General features: G+C 41.3%; 12 protein-coding genes. 1 reads left to right on the forward strand and 11 read right to left on the reverse strand.

The features are described 5' to 3' along the window. From HRU80_10690 to HRU80_10730, 9 genes are all read right to left on the reverse strand, one after another. Window positions 1-2121 (reverse strand): T9SS type A sorting domain-containing protein, encoded by a 2121-nt coding sequence (locus HRU80_10690; GenBank protein ID QOJ29322.1) that lies wholly within the window; start codon window positions 2119-2121, stop codon window positions 1-3. An 11-nt stretch (window positions 2122-2132) separates the two neighbouring features. After that, a complete protein-coding gene (locus tag HRU80_10695; protein QOJ29323.1) occupies window positions 2133-4205 on the reverse strand; it encodes a hypothetical protein in 2073 nt (690 codons plus the stop codon). Between the two features lies 1 nt (window position 4206). Beyond that, a complete protein-coding gene (gene lipA, locus HRU80_10700; protein QOJ29324.1) occupies window positions 4207-5133 on the reverse strand; it encodes a lipoyl synthase in 927 nt (308 codons plus the stop codon). A gap of 36 nt (window positions 5134-5169) precedes the next feature. Beyond that, entirely contained in the window at window positions 5170-6906 is a 1737-nt protein-coding gene (gene sucB, locus HRU80_10705; protein QOJ29325.1) for a 2-oxoglutarate dehydrogenase, E2 component, dihydrolipoamide succinyltransferase, read from the reverse strand. A gap of 13 nt (window positions 6907-6919) precedes the next feature. Further along, a complete protein-coding gene (locus tag HRU80_10710) occupies window positions 6920-9019 on the reverse strand; it encodes a tungsten formylmethanofuran dehydrogenase (protein QOJ29326.1) in 2100 nt (699 codons plus the stop codon). Beyond that, window positions 9020-9733, reverse strand: a complete 714-nt coding sequence (gene lipB / locus HRU80_10715) for a lipoyl(octanoyl) transferase LipB (protein ID QOJ29327.1) — start codon at window positions 9731-9733, stop codon at window positions 9020-9022. Further along, the gene (lpdA, locus tag HRU80_10720) at window positions 9711-11114 is read right to left on the reverse strand and encodes a dihydrolipoyl dehydrogenase (protein ID QOJ29328.1); all 1404 of its coding nucleotides are present in this window, start codon (window positions 11112-11114) and stop codon (window positions 9711-9713) included. Before lpdA ends, lipB begins: the two co-directional genes overlap by 23 nt. A 124-nt stretch (window positions 11115-11238) precedes the next feature. Next, the gene (locus HRU80_10725) at window positions 11239-13209 is read right to left on the reverse strand and encodes an acetoacetate--CoA ligase (GenBank protein ID QOJ29329.1); all 1971 of its coding nucleotides are present in this window, start codon (window positions 13207-13209) and stop codon (window positions 11239-11241) included. A gap of 1 nt (window position 13210) precedes the next feature. After that, the gene (locus HRU80_10730; protein ID QOJ29330.1) at window positions 13211-14185 is read right to left on the reverse strand and encodes a flavin reductase family protein; all 975 of its coding nucleotides are present in this window, start codon (window positions 14183-14185) and stop codon (window positions 13211-13213) included. A gap of 46 nt (window positions 14186-14231) precedes the next feature. Here HRU80_10730 and HRU80_10735 point away from each other — a divergent pair, with 46 nt between their 5' ends. Next, window positions 14232-14642: an NUDIX hydrolase gene (locus tag HRU80_10735; protein QOJ29331.1), complete on the forward strand. Its 411-nt coding sequence runs from the start codon at window positions 14232-14234 to the stop codon at window positions 14640-14642. Here the strand turns inward: HRU80_10735 and HRU80_10740 are convergent. Both HRU80_10740 and recA read right to left on the reverse strand, forming a co-directional pair. After that, window positions 14595-15269, reverse strand: coding sequence for a regulatory protein RecX (locus tag HRU80_10740; GenBank protein QOJ29332.1), 675 nt, complete (start codon window positions 15267-15269; stop codon window positions 14595-14597). The genes HRU80_10735 and HRU80_10740 overlap by 48 nt on opposite strands. After that, a complete protein-coding gene (gene recA, locus HRU80_10745) occupies window positions 15269-16339 on the reverse strand; it encodes a recombinase RecA (protein ID QOJ29333.1) in 1071 nt (356 codons plus the stop codon). The genes HRU80_10740 and recA overlap by 1 nt, the downstream gene beginning before the upstream one ends. Window positions 16340-16358: the final 19 nt, after the last annotated feature.

Here is a 16358-nt window from a genome sequence, read left to right on the forward strand (position 1 = left end):
TTATTTAATGAGAATCATTTTCTTTGTGCTGACAAAATTATCAACAGTCATCTGATACATATATAAACCTGAAGCAAGTTTGGATGCATCGAAAATAACTTTATAATCACCCGGAGTCTGTTCAAAATCAACAAGTGTTTTAACCAGCTGACCCAGAGCGTTATAAATGTTGATTTTTACATGTCCGGCTGATTTAAGACTATAAGATATCGTTGTTGCCGGATTAAAAGGATTCGGATAATTCTGATGCAGTGTATAGTCAGAAACCGCGTAACTCTCATTAACACTTGTAACTACTCCGTTAAAGTCATCATCTTTACGGGGGGTGAGTTTATAGTTGCTGAATGAAAAATAGAGAATACCCGAAAGATCAGATATTGTTGTGCCCTGGATGATTCTTTCAAGGTTTGGATTCGATGTAAACGTTGAATCCCACAGATTGTGATATTTATGATTACCATCCTGCAGTTCAACGCGGGTATTGATACCTGAGGTATCTGCAACAAATATTTCACCAAAGTTATTTGTAGTACCTGAATTACCGTCAGCATTATCATCGGTTACGGTAACATTTTTATACTTTACAAGTACACCTTCATATTGTTCTGCATTAACCGTTCCGCTCGGCTGTGTTCCGATGGTTCTGGTAGTAACTTCAACAGCCAAAGGCAAAGGATTATTAGAACTGTTAACAATAATCTGAGTAATTGTATCTATACGGGTATAACTGAAATCCTCGATTACCGTACCCGATACAGTTACATTGTCCCCTCTTCTGAGATTAAGAGCCGAAGCTCCGTTAATCTGAATACCTGACCAAGGTCCGGTACCGTCCTGAATATGAACTCTCAGTGCAGTTGATCCAAATCCCGGAATATCAGAAGTATCAGATGTTACAACACCTGAGACTGTTACTTTGTAAGCAGTATACCCGCCAAAATTTCCTCCGAAAGGACTATACTGAATGTCCCGGATAGTAACCGGACGGTTAAGTACAAGATAGAAGTATTTACTTCTCACAGTATCAGTCGGGTTTACGGCTATTCTGCCATCATTATCAGTAGCAACTACATAATAACTGATAAGTGAAGAGTCTGCATTCACTCCCGGAATCGTACCCTGAAATACATTGGAGTCAGCAGGGGTTCTGGTCATGTTTATTACAAAATTCTGATTTGCACCAGTGCTGTAGTGAAGTTTTGCTGAAGTTACAAAACCATCAAGGTCAATAACTCTGGATGTGATTACAACTGGCTGATTTGGTCCGACAGTCGGAGCGTCACGTCTGATATTTGTAACATTCGGTGGTGTAGCAGAAATCATGATATCACCCGGATAAATCGGAGTGATATAGTAACCATCAGCACGGGTCTGAATCACGCCTCTGATGTATTCGATTGCAGAACCATCATTTGGAGCCTGATAAGTTGTCAGACCAGTAAGGCGATGAGCTCTTGTGGTGAAATACCCTGACTGGTCATACATGGTCATATAGTTACCCTGACCATCATTTATTCTGAAAGTACCGTTGGATGTATTTCTGTCGCTGCTTATAACATTACGAATGACAACATACATACCTTCGTACTGCTCTGCAGTAAGTTTTATCTGACCGTTTTCCATGAAGTCCGTAATCTGCAGTTCAAGCGGAGCCGGTCTCTGCGGAAGCTGATTGATAACATTAACAGGGACAGCTGGATTTACCAAAATATCAAACTGTGTAGTCGTGCTGAATTCATTAACAACACCGGTAAATTCTACAACCTGGGCGGTATCTACCAGATCAAAAAATGTATTGTGGTTAGCAAGACTGGTATCATGCTGGAGAAGCGCTATTCCGCCAAAAACATTTCTGTTTTCATCCATAAGATAGGTGTGCCATCTGGCGCCAGCAGCAATTACTCTTCTTCTGTCAGTTGCGGGGTCTACCACAGGACGAACCATGATAACTCCTCTGACTCTTACTGTATCTCCCTGCAGAACTGACGGCGGGTCAGAGACACCAAAAAGTGAATCAGGGACTCTCTGTATATCCTGCAAAGTTACGAGCGGATACGTCTGTGAGTATAACTCACTCGCTCCTATAATTAAAATGAAAAATAAAGCTAAAAAAGATCTCATTTGAGCATCCATTATTTTATGATTAAAAACTTTCCGGATTTAATAGAACCGGTCTTTTTATTCTTTACTGTAAACAAATACAGGCCGGTTGCAATGGCCTGATCATCGTTTGTAATTAAATCCCACGCATGTTCCCCGCCGCTAAAAACCTGATCCTGTTTGGAAGAGAAATTATTGAACCAGCGGATTTCACTTCCCCCTTCACCCGGTTCATGATTAATGGTTTTTACAATGTCACCTGAGATTGTGTATATAGTTATTTCACAGGATTCAGGTAAATTATAAAAATAAATTTTTCTCAACCGCTCTGAACCGCCGTCCCAGTAAGCATTTCCGTAATATGGATTTGGATATACACCAATCTCAGTATTCTCATCTTCAACGTGCGGTGTACCCGGAACAATTCTGTTCAGATTTGCAAGCAGGGAGGATTCCAGACTCTCCGTATTAATTTCTTCATCACTCTTGTCAAATGCCGTAACGGTAAACAGGTACTGCCATCCGTTAAGGAGATTGTCAATTGTATATTTATACCAGTATGTAACGGTATCCCCCGGGAATGTGACCGGAGTACTAAGCCGGACAGCACTGAATCCGGTGTTAAATCCGGTACTGTTACCTGTACTGTCAAACGCAGCAAGTAATGTAAGAGCGTTTAAATCATTCTGTGAGGATGTAAGATCAAACCCTGCACTGGATCTGTATAAACGGTAACCTTCAAAATCTTTTTTTGCAGATATAGGATCAACAGATTCTTCGCTGTTCCTGTCCCAATAAATATCTACTTTTTGTGAAGAAGGCACAACTTTCACGAAAGGTGAATTCGGCGGTGAAGGTAATATATACCTTGTAATCTTGCCGTCCCTGTCTGTATCTTCACCGGGATCAAGTACACCATTCCGGTTTCTGTCTTCACCATAAAATGCACGGAGTGCCCAGTCTGCATTATCATACAGATTTTTTCTCTGCTCTTCGGTATCAAAAGAAGCTGCCTGAGTTCCGAATTTTTTTGCAGCAAGGATTGCAAATACAACGTTTATGGAATCTCCCGGAGCAATTTTTTTGAAAGGACCTGCAGAGATCATGAAAGACCTGTTTGCGGGCTGCTGGAGAGTTGAGGGATTAATACCTGAACCGTAACGGTTTGTGCCTCCGAAAAAGCCCTGCATTTTATAATACTTGTCACCATCCGTTACAGGAGCGAAAAAGTTCGGGTCTGAAGTATTTCTGAACTGCCATGAAACATAATTAACGCTGTCATATGCTCTGTCAGAGCCAAGAAACATTACTCCAAGATAACTATCCGTAAAACCAACATCACCATTAGAGTCAAATTCGTATGCTAATCTCAGTGAATCCTTAAATCCATTTCCCCCTTTATTATAAAACGCCGTTCCGCCCGGTGACGTAACTTTAGTATTTCTGACAACTGCATCGGTCCAGAGGCCAGCATAGACGCTGTCGATATACTTGTTACTTACATTTTTTACCCAGTAATTCATGATTACAAAAAAATCAGCAAAAGGAAAGTTCCATGAATAGGAAGAATGTGTTACTTCAATTCCTAAGGGAGAGTGATCGGTAATTATTTCTCCATTATCCAGAACCGTTGATGTATCACTGAATACTGAAATAAAATCCTGGTGAGAAACCGCCTGAGGCGAATAAAACTTGGAAGTGATAAGAGATGAAATTTCCTTTACAAATGTTCCCTTTTGATTGGTAAACTCAAAACCTCCACCTCTCTGAGAAACAGAAGCAGCATCAACAGCAGCTGTGGTTACAAAAGGACCGGTTCTGTTAGCACCGAGAGAATCGGTTGAGATAAATCCTCCAAACCAGAGACCGCCGTCAAATATATGTTCAATTCCGCTGCCTAATGGATATTCACATGATGGCTGAGCAGGCCATTTTGCAAATCCATGACCGTAAGTTCCGAAATTGGTTATGGTCAACCCAATACTTCCGACATTGGTAAATTTTGTGTTGTCATCATCCAGCTGTTTCCGGAATCCCTCTCCTTGCTGTGCCAAAAGCGAAAACGAGAATATTGCTGTCAGGATTAAAGTTCTGAGAAAAATCATATCAGTTTGTTTTGGATGATTCAATAAATATCTGTCTTGCCTGTTTATCTGCATGGTAAGAACTTCTTACCAAAGGAGCTGATTCAACAATTTTAAATCCCATTTTCAGTCCCTCTTCTTTATAAAAAAGAAATTCTTCCGGAGAAACAAAGCGATCAACAGGCAAATGTTGTTTGGAAGGCTGCATATACTGTCCTATCGTGAGTATATCACAGCCGTGGTTAAGGAGATCATTCATGAGCTCAAGCACTTCATCAGGCTTTTCTCCGATTCCCACCATAATACCGCTTTTGGTCTTCAAACCTTTTTCCTTGAACCATCGGATAAGTTCAAGACTTCTTTCATATTTTGCCTGAGGCCTGACTGCATGATAAAGCCGCTTTACAGTTTCAAGATTATGATTAAGTATATCAGGCGGATCATTCAGAATTATCTCAAACGCGGTCTCTTCACCTTTGAAGTCGGGTATCAGAATCTCAATAGTACATTCCGGAAGTTTCTGTCTGATTCTTCTTGTTGTCTCAGCAAAAATTTCCGAGCCGCCATTTTTTAACTCATCACGGTTAACCGAGGTGATTACAACATGCTTTAACTGCAGTTTCTCAACTGCCGAAGCAACTCTTAAGGGTTCAAACAAATCAAGTTCATTTGGCATCCCGACTTTTACATTACAAAATCCGCAGCTTCTTGTGCAGGTATCTCCCAGAATCATGAAGGTTGCAGTTCTGTGGTTCCAGCATTCTGCAATATTTGGGCATCTTGCTTCCTCGCAGACGGTATTCAGCTTATGCGAATGCATTAACTCCTTAAGGTCTGCGTAGTTTTTTCCTGATGGCAGTTTCACCTTCAGCCATTCCGGGCGTTGTAGTTTTACTTCTCTGCTTTTCTCTGCAGTTTCTTTAAATGTGCGCTGATGCCTGTTAATCATTATCTTTTCTTAATGCAAAATATCCAAAATACTGTTTCAGGAAGTTAAATTACCATTAAAGTTTTCAAGATGGTCTTTCACCGCTTTCAGGAATCGTCCGCCTAACATGCCGTCAACCAGACGATGATCATGAGAAAGCGTAAGATACATCATGCTTCTTACGGCAATCATTTCTGTTCCGTCATGTTCAATAACAACCGGTCGTTTTACCACCGCACCGACACCAAGGATAGCGAGTTCCGGCTGATTGATGATTGGTGTACCAAAAAGAGTACCAAAAACTCCATAGTTAGTTATGGTAAATGTACCGCCTGAAATATCATCCGGAGTAAGTTTTTTAGTACGGGCTTTCTCCGCCATTTCTGCAATACTCTTTGCAATTCCAATGAGATTCTTTTCGCCGGTGCGTTTGATATTCGGAACGATTAGTCCGTTTGGTTCAAGAGCTACAGCAATTCCAAGGTTGATATCTCTTTTCCTGATAATCGTGTTATTGTCAATCGAAGCATTAATCAGCGGAAATTGCTGAAGTCCTTTAACAACTGCCTGAGAGATAAAAGCCATATAGGTTAGCTTGGCACCATACTGCTTCAAAACATTCTCTTTTTCAGCCGCAAGGAAATTAGCAATCTTTGTCATATCAACTTCAACCAGACCCGTCACATGTACACTCGTATCCCGGCTGTGAACCATATGCTGCATAATTTTCTGACGGATGTTATCCATTGGTATGGATTCAAATGCTTCAGCTGGTAACGATGTTGAGAAGTTTGCAAATGCGGAAGCTGCAGAACTTGTCTGAGTAATTGTCTGTTGAACAGGGGCGGTGTATTGCTGCACCGGTGTAACAGATGCAGGCTTTGTAACAACACCAGCGGTTCTGTTTTTTAAATAATTCAGAACATCATTTTTTGTTACTCTTCCGCCTAATCCGCTCCCTGAAATGTTCTCCAGTTCACCCATGGATATATTCTCAGTTCTTGCAATATTAAGGACAAGCGGAGAATAAAACCGGTTGCTCAGTCCGGGTTTTTGACTTGCCTGGATCTGTGGAGGAGTCTGACTAACCGGTAGTTGTGATGTGACTGCCTGTGCAATCATATCATGCATTGATGAAGCAGGAGCAGAGGTTTGTGCTGCTGGAGCCGAGACTACTGATGAACCATTGCCACCCAACCGGGCTACAACAGTACCAACTGGGACAGTCGTCTGCTCACTGACTAATATCTCAGAGACAACTCCTTCTGATGGTGAAGGTACTTCTGTATCAACCTTATCCGTGCTGATCTCAAAAATGATTTCATCCTTCTTTACTAAATCTCCAACTTTTTTATGCCATTTTATGATGGTCCCCTCCATTACAGATTCACCCATTTTTGGCATAGTTATATCAATTCCCCCGGTCATTGCCGGCTGCGCAATCACTGCACTGGGAGCGGCCGGCGTAATTACTTCCGGAACAGATGGTTTGACCTCCTGTACAGGTTCTTTTATTTCCAACGGCTTTTGTGCTGGCGCGGGAACTGAAGCACCGGGTTCAGATTCAAGAATTGCAACTACCTTACCCACCTCAATGGTTTCCCCTTCACCGAAAAAAATCTGGGTTATATACCCTTCATCCTGAGAAGGTATTTCGGTATCCACTTTGTCAGTGCTGATTTCAAAGATAATTTCATCGCGCTTAACAAAATCTCCCGGCTTTTTATGCCATTTAATAATTGTTCCTTCGGTAACGCTTTCACCCATCTTGGGCATTATAATTTCTGAACGCATGAGAAAACCTTTATTAATAAAGTATAAGTTCTTTAATGGATTGATAGATACCTTCCCTTGAAGGAAGCACTGCATTTTCTAAAATCGGGCTGTATGGAATGTGTGCATCTTTGGCTGCAACCCTACGCACCGGACCGTCAAGATGCTGGAAACAGTTTTCTGTTATTCTTGAGGAAATTTCTGCACCAAAACCAGCTGTTAGGGTATCCTCATGAATAACGATCACCTTGCCGGTTTTTTTAACTGACTGGTAAATCAGTTCTTCATCAAGCGGAATAATTGTTCTGAGATCAATTATTTCAACTGTATAACCTTCTTCCACGAGTCTTTTAGCTGCGAATACTGAATCCCATACTGAAGCACCATAGGTTACCACAGTCACATCACTTCCTTCCATGACAATTTTACCCTTACCGAAAGGTAACAGGTAATCTGCTGATGGTTCAGGTGCTATAGCAAAACTCTGACGGTATAAGCCCTTGTGCTCACAGAAAAGCACAGGATCATTTATTCTGATAGCGGTTTTTAGCAATCCTTTTGCATCAGCGGAATTTGAAGGATACGCAATATAGATACCAGGCACATGCGCAAAAATGGATTCAATATTCTGGCTGTGATAGAGTCCTCCGTGTATATATCCGCCCACAGCAACCCGGGTGACAACAGGAGATGACCAGTAATTAAAGGAACGATAACGAATGGTTGCCAGTTCATCCTTCATCTGCATGAACGCGGGCCATATATAATCACCAAACTGTATTTCGACAACCGGTTTCAGTCCGGCAAATGCCATACCGGTAGCCACTCCCATAATACTTGCTTCGGCAAGCGGAGAATTAAATACTCTGTCCGTGCCAAATTTTGTGGTAAGTCCCTTTGTCGCAGTAAATACCCCTCCTTTACCATCAGCAATATCTTCACCAAAAACATAGATATCCGGATTCTTCTCCATCTCTTCGTGAAGAGCATGATTGATAGCGTCAACCATTACTATTGGAGTACCAGCAGGCTTCTCTTTTTCATAGGTTAATGACTCCTTGAATCCGCTTTCGTCATATACATATTTAGCTGCTTCATCAGCTCTCGGATCTTCAGAGTTTAGTGCTTCTGCTGATGCTCTGTCAACTTCATCTCTAACCTGAGCCTGAACTTCATCAAGTTCCTTCTGAGTCAGCAGATTGTGACTAAGTACATAGGTGGAAAATTTCTGTATCGGGTCATTCTTTAAGTCTTCTTCAAGATCCTGAAGATCCCGGTATTTTTTCTGATCGTCAGATGATGAATGCGATAACAATCTAACGCACTCAGCTTCAACAAGCACTGGTCCCCTGCCTGAGCGTGCATATTCATAAGCTTCGTCTGCCGCTTTCATTGAATCAGTAAAACTGGTGCCGTCAATTTTCATCCTAAGCAGATTGTCATAACCCGCCATCATCTCTGATATTGAGTGCCCTTTTCCGCCTGACTGCTGCGAAACATGTACGGAAATCGCATACTTATTATTCTGTATAACAAACACAACTGGAAGTTTTTCGCGGCTTGCCCAGTTAATGGCTTCATGAAACTCACCCTGACTGGTTGTTCCTTCTCCTGAGCTTACATAGGAAACTGACTTGATCCCTTTTTTTACAGCTGCAAGTGCAGTACCAACAGCCTGAAGAAATTGCGTACCTGTGGGGGATGACTGAGTCGGGATATTTAATTCGCGGGTATATCCCCAATGGCAAGGGAGTTGCCTTCCGCCGCTGGATAAATCGCCGCGTTTAGCAAAACTCTGCATGAAAAAATCGATCGGCTTATATCCCATGGCAAGGATTAATGCTAAATCACGGTAATATGGAAAAGCCCAGTCAACTTTGGGATTTAATTTTTGTCCAAATGCTACCTGTACTGCTTCATGTCCCGACCCTGCTATATGGAAAAAAGTCTTGCCCTGCTTCAGGTAATTCATCGCTTTTACATCAATATGCCGGGCTGTATACATTAACCGGTAAAAATTGAGCAGTTCCTCACGGGATATATCAGGCCTGCCGTTATTCTTTCCCGCTGACAGAGATTGTTTTTTCTCTGAAGCGGAATTAGCGGTTGCCGTTTTATTACCTGATTTCGCCATTTAATTTGCCTCTTTTAATTCTTGCTCATGAGTAATAATTCGTTCAATAGTACTTACTGAATCGTATTCAAAAACGTCCGAAAATATGTTAATGATTTTTTCCTTTACCAGTTTCATGTCATGCATGATTCCGGTTTCCAGCTGCAAAGAAGTTACATCCTTATCCTTGATTCCGCAGGGAATAATGCCGCCGAAATAATTAAGATCAGGTGCTATGTTCAGTGCAAATCCATGCATGGTTATCCACCGGCTTATTTTAATGCCAATGGCAGCAATTTTTTTCTGTTTAATCCAGACCCCTGTGAGTCCTTCAATTCTGCCTGCTTCAAGAGAAAATTCTCTGCAAAAAGCTATAAGAACCTCCTCCAATGCCCGAAGATATTTGTGAGAATCCAGTTTCCATTTTCTCAGATCAATGATTGGATACCCGACAAGTTGTCCAGGTCCATGGTACGTAATATCTCCGCCACGGTCAATATCAACAACTCTTATCTTATTTTGTGCCAGATATATATCATCGGCCAGAAGATTCTGTCTATCCGCCGTTTTGCCAAGGGTATAAGTATGCGGGTGCTCAAGCAAAACAAGGGTATCGTTTTGGCTTCCTTCCAATACACGCGCGAAAATCTGCCGCTGTAAATCCCAGGCAGAATGATACTCTAGCAATCCTGCATCAAGTATCTGTAATGACCTAGATATGGATTGATTCTCCATATGCGTTTGCCGCAGCTTCCATTATTGATTCTGAAAGAGTCGGGTGCGCATGAACTGTTTTAATGATTGTTTCACCGGTTGCTTCTAGAGATCTTGCTAACCCGAGTTCGGCAATGAGTTCAGTTGCTTCAGATCCAATGATATGAGCGCCAAGAAGCTCATCGTATTTAGCATCAAATATCAGTTTAACAAAGCCTTCTCTCTCCCCGATCGCAAATGCTTTTCCGCTTGCCATAAAAGGGAATTTTCCGATTTTCAGTTCGTAACCGGCTTCACGGGCTTTCTGTTCCGTCATACCTATACTTGCAACCTGGGGCTGGCAGTATGTGCATCCTGGGATATTATCATAATCAACCGGAACGGGATGATGACCGGCAATCACCTCAACACAATGAATTCCTTCTGCAGAAGCCACATGTGCTAACCATGGAGGACCTATAACATCCCCAATAGCATAAATGCCTTCAATGTTAGTCTTATAGGTGGTCTTGTCAACTTTGATGTGATTTTTATATATTTCAACACCCAATTCTTCTAACCCAAACCCGCTGATATTGCCTGAGACCCCGATGGCAGATAGTACTTTATCTGCAGAAATAACTGATTTCTCGCCATTCCGGTTTATGGTTACTTCAACCTTTTTCCCTTTAACCTCTGCCTTTTCAACTGAGGTTTTTGTATGAATCGTAATGCCCCGTTTTTTAAAGTTCTTCTCAAGGAGTTCACTTACTTCCTTATCCTCAATCGGAAGAATATTGTCGAGCATTTCAATTACAGTAACTTTTGTTCCCAAAACACTGTAGAAATATGCAAATTCAATTCCTATAGCACCTGCACCAATAATAATTAGTTCTTTAGGCTGCTCAGGCAGGCTCATTGCCTCTGTGCTGGTGATAATGTTTTTATGGTCAACAGGAATATTCGGGAGGATTCTTGGGGAGGCACCTGTAGCAATGATAATGTGCTTAGCTGTTACGGTTTCAGCCACTTTACCGTCTTTATCAAGTATGTCAATGGTATTTCGTGAAGTAAGTTTACCAAATCCACGGTAACGCTCAACCTTGTTCTTCTTAACCAGCATTTCAACATTTTTTGTAATCCGGTCAGAAATATCCCTTGATCTTTTTATGATCTTGGTGAAGTCAAATTTGAGGTCAGAAAAGGAAATTCCGAAATCAGAAGCATGATTATTTAGATTATCATACATTTCAGCGTTTTTCAGGAGTGATTTAGTCGGAATACAGCCCCAGTTAAGGCAAACTCCTCCCAGATTATCCTTATCAATGATAGCAGTTTTGAGCTTCAACTGCCCAGCTCTGATCGCTGCAACATAACCACCAGGTCCGCCGCCTAAGACAATTAAATCGTATTCCTTTGCCATTACCTTCCTTGTAATCTTAAGAAAATTTGAACAACAAATATAGCTAAGCTTACTCTATTAGGAAACGAGGTAAGACCCTCCGGAGGCGGTATTGAAGCCATTCCTCAGATTATTTATGACAGTTTTACGCCTTTTTTAAAACCCCGGCAATTTTACGAATTTCTGCAAGGCATTCCTGATTAACTATCGAATCAGTATTTGATATCGGCTGGCTATTTAGAATTTTTGTAACAGCAACTTCAACTTTTTTTCCATTTATCGTTCTTGGAATATCTGAAACCTGGAAAAAATATGACGGAATATGCCTGGGTGAAAGTGAATCTTTTATTCTGTTTCTTATTCTTGAAATGAGGGCATCGTCCAGAGTTATTCCGGGTTTGAGGACCAAAAAAAGACAAATCTTAGCATCGTCCTGTTCGGTAACCGATGCAAGAATCGAATCAGAAATTTCCTGGAATTCCTCCACCACCCGGTAAATTTCAGCTGTTCCGATGCGTACTCCCCCTGGATTGAGTGTAGTGTCCGATCTTCCGAATACCTTAAAACCCCCGGTCAAAGCTTGTTCAATATAATCACCATGCCGCCAGATACCGTAAAAGTATGAAAAATATGAATCCCTGTATTTTTCATTCCCGCTATCTCCCCAGAAGCCAACTGGCATTGAAGGAAATGACTTAACACAAACCAGTTCCCCTCTTTCAAGTAATACACGTTTACCTGAATCACTCCATACCTCAACTGCCATTCCAAGTCCCGGACCCTGCAGTTCTCCCGGGAAAACCGGAGACAAAGGATTACCGAGCATGAAACAGGAGATAATATCAGTTCCCCCCGAGATTGAGGAGATGTGAATATCCTTTTTAATGTTTTCATAGATGAAAGAGTAATAGTTTTCCGTCAGCGGAGCACCTGTAGAAAGAATCATCTTAAGATTTTCCAGCTGGTGGGTATCCTTCAAATTCAAATGAGCTTCCCTGCAGAGAGAAAGAAATTTTGGACTAATACCCAGATGTGTCAGTTGTTCTGATTCAGCAATGTCCCATAACCGGCTTGTTTCAGGATAAACCGGAGATCCGTCATAAAGATGTATCTCAGCACCCGTCATAAGCCCGCTTGCCAGCCAGTTCCACATCATCCAGCCGCACGTGGTAAAAAAGAGTATTTTACTTTCCTCTGTCAGACCAGAATGGAGATGAAGTTCCTTATAGTGCTGAATAAGTGTACCCCCTGCTCCGTGAACAATGCATTTAGGTTTACCGGTAGTTCCGGATGAATACATTATATAAACCGGATCATTAAACGCCGTTTGTGTAAATGTTAATTCCGCCGCATCATGAGTAATCAGATCACCAAATGTATTTTCATCTTTCAGCAGTTCAATGTTCTGTTCACTATTTCCTGCTGCGAAGTCAAAATAAAGTTCAGTCCAGATAATTTGTTTAACTGATGGTAATTTATCTCTTACGTTTCTGATTTTATTTTCAATAGAAAATAATTTACCATTATAAGAATATACTCTCTGGCCAACCAGAACTTTGGGGGTGATCTGTTCAAACCTGTCAAGAATCGCGGACTCACCAAATTCCGGAGATGAAGAAGACCAGATTCCTCCAAGTGATGTAACAGCAAGCATCAGAATAACAGCCTCGGGTATATTTGATATAACAGCAGCTACTCTGTCTCCTTTTCCAACACCCAGATTTCTCAGATAATCAGCAGCCGAAGCAACATAGGTATTCAAATCTGCATATGATATCCTCAATACAGGCCTGTTTTCCCTGTGTGAAACTAATGCGAAAGATGAACTTTTGCTTCTCAGCAAATTTTGCGCGAAATTCAATTCTGCACCTTCAAACCAGCGGGAGAGAAACATTTCATCACCGTTGAATAAACTTGAATATTCTTTTGTCAGTTCAATCGGTGAGTATTCAAGTAATAATTTCCAGAAGAGTTCGTTCTGCTCAACAGTCCATAAATGCAGTTCCTGATAGGATAAGAAATCTTTACCGGTTCGCTGTGAAACGAATTTCATGAACTGAAACATCGGAGAATTAATGATACTCTCTTTTGAAGGTACAAAAACGGGAAGATTCATATCAGTCAGCTTTTCCTGAAATTAGTATATACCAGGCGATTTCAGTCATATTCGCCTGAAGAAATGCTTTTGCGGCTAAAATATAATCATGATTATGATATTTTTTACCGGTCTTCAGACGGTAAGCAATATGACTGAGTGTTTCTTCGGGACGGAATGAACTTAATGACCTGAAAAAACTTTCTTCAGTATAGTACGAAGCATCTTTAAGGGATAGCTGGTAATTATGAAAATACTGACCTGCTTCCTCATCATCGGGAATTTTTTCAAAGTTCGCTAGTTTCGCAAGATCATTGGCTGATAGTATATCAGAGTGCTTTAGCTCACCGGGAAGATTTTCGTACCCAATACCTAATTTGTTTAATGGTTTTACTATTTCGAATATGTTCGGTGAAACAGCTCTGTTATAGTAATCACTCCCCATCCTTGCAACAAGATCTATCCGGTCAGGCTGAATCACACCCTTCTCCATAATATCCTCAGCAACATGAAAAAGAATTACTTCACAGATGACCAGGTTAGCCGATGCGCCTCCGTTCCCATAACTCTTAATTTCCAGAACTTTACACTCCATCTGGAAAGGTGACTCTTTTACCCTTGAGGGTTTTACCATTACCGAAGGAACCGGGGTTAACCCTGATTTTATGAATTCATCAATTTCAGGAGAAAACTCCGCTGAAGCAAGATTAATCTGCTCAACCATTGGATAGGTTACAGACTGTATGACACACTCCCCCGTGGATTCACAATTAAAATAGGTATCCTTTAGTGTAGCATCTCTCCCCCTGCGGGAAGGGGAAAAAACCACAATAGGTGGATTTGCACCAAAAACATTATAAAATGAAAATGGACTAAGATTAGGTATTCCCTCGGCTGACAGGGTTGAAACCAGGGCAATCGGTCTAGGTGCGATACCTCCCTGAAGCAGCCTCTGAACCTCAGGTACAGGTAAGGTTTTCGGATCAATTTGTTTCATACTCTTTTCTTTTTAAAATTGCCTGATAATTAAAATATTTTTTGTATTGAGACCATCATTTAAGCTTTATCAGTCCGGACTCCTTGCTTATAAAAAAGAAAACGGACAGATACATTTTCTCCTGATTACATCACGCAAGAGTAAAAAATGGATTATCCCGAAAGGATATATTGATTCAGCTCTTACTCCTTTTGAATCTGCCCAGAAAGAGGCATATGAAGAAGCAGGAATAATTTGTAAAAATAGTGAAAAAATGATTGGCGAATGGTGGATTCAGAAAAAATACGGGAAAAATGTGGTGGTGGTCTATTGCGCTGAAATTGTGAAAGAACTGGAGCAATATCCGGAGAAGAATGAAAGAATCAAAAAGTGGTTTTCCTCAGATGAGGCCATAAAAGAAACTGCCGGCTCAGAGTTGTCCGTCATCCTCAAGAAGGCTCTCACTTTCATCGGATAATTGATCCATATTCTCGTTGATGCATTTCTTTATCTCCTGAAAAGTAAATCCCCTTGAGAGCAAATACCTGGTCACCCGGATAATCATGTCCTTTTGTTCGAGGTTTTTTTTACCCAGCTGTTTCCATTTTTTCCTGAACTCCTCGGTTAGTCCTTCCTGATATTCCTCAGCTAATTCGTCCTGAGTCCGTTCAAGATTTTCTTTTGAGATTTCACGGCTTATACCCTTCTCAAACAATTTGGCTTTAATTTTATTAACGCCTGAGTGTTTCCGTACCAGAGATTCAGTATAATGCTCAGCAAATTGTGCATCGTCCAGCAAACCCTGCTCAGCAATGTTACGGAGCACCTCATCAATCAGATCATGCTCCCGGAATTTTGTCCGGAGTTTTCTTTTAAGTTCTGCCTGAGAATGCTGCCGCATATAAAGCAAAAAAATTGCTCTCTGTTTTATTTGCAGCCTCATTGCCTCAGTGGTAATTTGCCCTAACAGCTCTTCCGTAATCTGCTCCCCGACTCTGAGCTTATAGGAAAAAAAAATGTGAGGCTCCAGAAAGAACCTCACATCATCAATGGTTACCTTATAAATTCCGCTTGAAACCAGCTGAACTTTAGATACATAAGGCATTAATTTTTAGGCGTTTTTTCTTTCTTTGCAGGAGCTTTTTCCGGCTGTGGTAATTCAGATTCATCTATATCAACTTCTCCAACACCTAATCTTATTTTTACTTCAGCGGAAAGCTTTTTGAACATATCAGGAAATTCCAGGAGTTTCATCCTGAACTGCTCCCTGCCCTGGAAACGATCCTCTCCATACGTAAACCATGCTCCGCTTTTCTTGACCAGGCCAAAGTTTACAGCGAGATCCAGCACATCGCCTGATTTACTAATACCTTCATTATAAAGTACGTCAAACTCCACTTCCTTAAATGGCGGAGCAACTTTGCTCTTTACAATTTTTACCTTGGTTCTGTTGCCAATTACATCATTACCCTCTTTTATCTGGGCAACGCGTCTTATATCAAGCCGGACTGAGGCATAAAATTTGAGTGCATTACCTCCTGTAGTGGTTTCAGGATTACCGAACATAATGCCTATTTTGCTTCTTAACTGATTGGTAAAAATCACTGAGGTCTTTGATTTGGAGATAGCACCAGTCAGTTTTCTTAATGCCTGAGACATCAGTCTCGCCTGCATAGCCATATGTGCATCACCCATTTCTCCCTCAATTTCACCTTTTGGTACAAGAGCAGCAACTGAGTCAATAACAATGACATCCAGTGCATTACTGCGCACCAGTGTATCGGTTATTTCAAGAGCCTGTTCGCCGTAATCCGGCTGTGAAAGCAGCAGATTGGCTGTATCTACTCCAATCTTTTTGGCATAATTGACATCCAAAGCATGCTCGGCATCAATAAATGCAGCTAAACCTCCGGTTTTTTGAGCTTCAGAGATAATATGAAGACAAAGAGTTGTCTTACCTGAAGATTCCGGACCGTAGATCTCCGTGATTCTGCCGCGGGGAATTCCGCCAATACCAAGAGCCCAATCCAGCGATAATGCTCCGGTTGGAATAAAATCCACCGGGGCTACCACACCGTCTCCCATTTTCATGATGGCGCCTTTGCCATGTGCTTTCTCTATTACACCGATGGTGTCTTCAAGAATCTTGATTTTTTGATCTCTTTCACTGCTCATTTTTCTTTACCTTTTTCTG

The organism is Ignavibacteriales bacterium (genome assembly GCA_015709675.1).
In the GTDB taxonomy this organism is placed as follows: Bacteria; Bacteroidota; Ignavibacteria; order Ignavibacteriales; family Ignavibacteriaceae; genus H2-BAC3.

Coding starts and splice junctions, on each gene's coding strand:
- lpdA (QOJ29328.1), bottom strand. CDS start 11,114: ATGGCAAAGGAATACGATTTAATTGTCTTAGGCGGCGGACCTGGTGGT.
- lipB (QOJ29327.1), bottom strand. CDS start 9,733: ATGGAGAATCAATCCATATCTAGGTCATTACAGATACTTGATGCAGGA.
- HRU80_10740 (QOJ29332.1), bottom strand. CDS start 15,269: ATGCCTTATGTATCTAAAGTTCAGCTGGTTTCAAGCGGAATTTATAAG.
- HRU80_10730 (QOJ29330.1), bottom strand. CDS start 14,185: ATGAAACAAATTGATCCGAAAACCTTACCTGTACCTGAGGTTCAGAGG.
- HRU80_10690 (QOJ29322.1), bottom strand. CDS start 2,121: ATGAGATCTTTTTTAGCTTTATTTTTCATTTTAATTATAGGAGCGAGT.
- recA (QOJ29333.1), bottom strand. CDS start 16,339: ATGAGCAGTGAAAGAGATCAAAAAATCAAGATTCTTGAAGACACCATC.
- lipA (QOJ29324.1), bottom strand. CDS start 5,133: ATGATTAACAGGCATCAGCGCACATTTAAAGAAACTGCAGAGAAAAGC.
- sucB (QOJ29325.1), bottom strand. CDS start 6,906: ATGCGTTCAGAAATTATAATGCCCAAGATGGGTGAAAGCGTTACCGAA.
- HRU80_10725 (QOJ29329.1), bottom strand. CDS start 13,209: ATGAATCTTCCCGTTTTTGTACCTTCAAAAGAGAGTATCATTAATTCT.
- HRU80_10710 (QOJ29326.1), bottom strand. CDS start 9,019: ATGGCGAAATCAGGTAATAAAACGGCAACCGCTAATTCCGCTTCAGAG.
- HRU80_10695 (QOJ29323.1), bottom strand. CDS start 4,205: ATGATTTTTCTCAGAACTTTAATCCTGACAGCAATATTCTCGTTTTCG.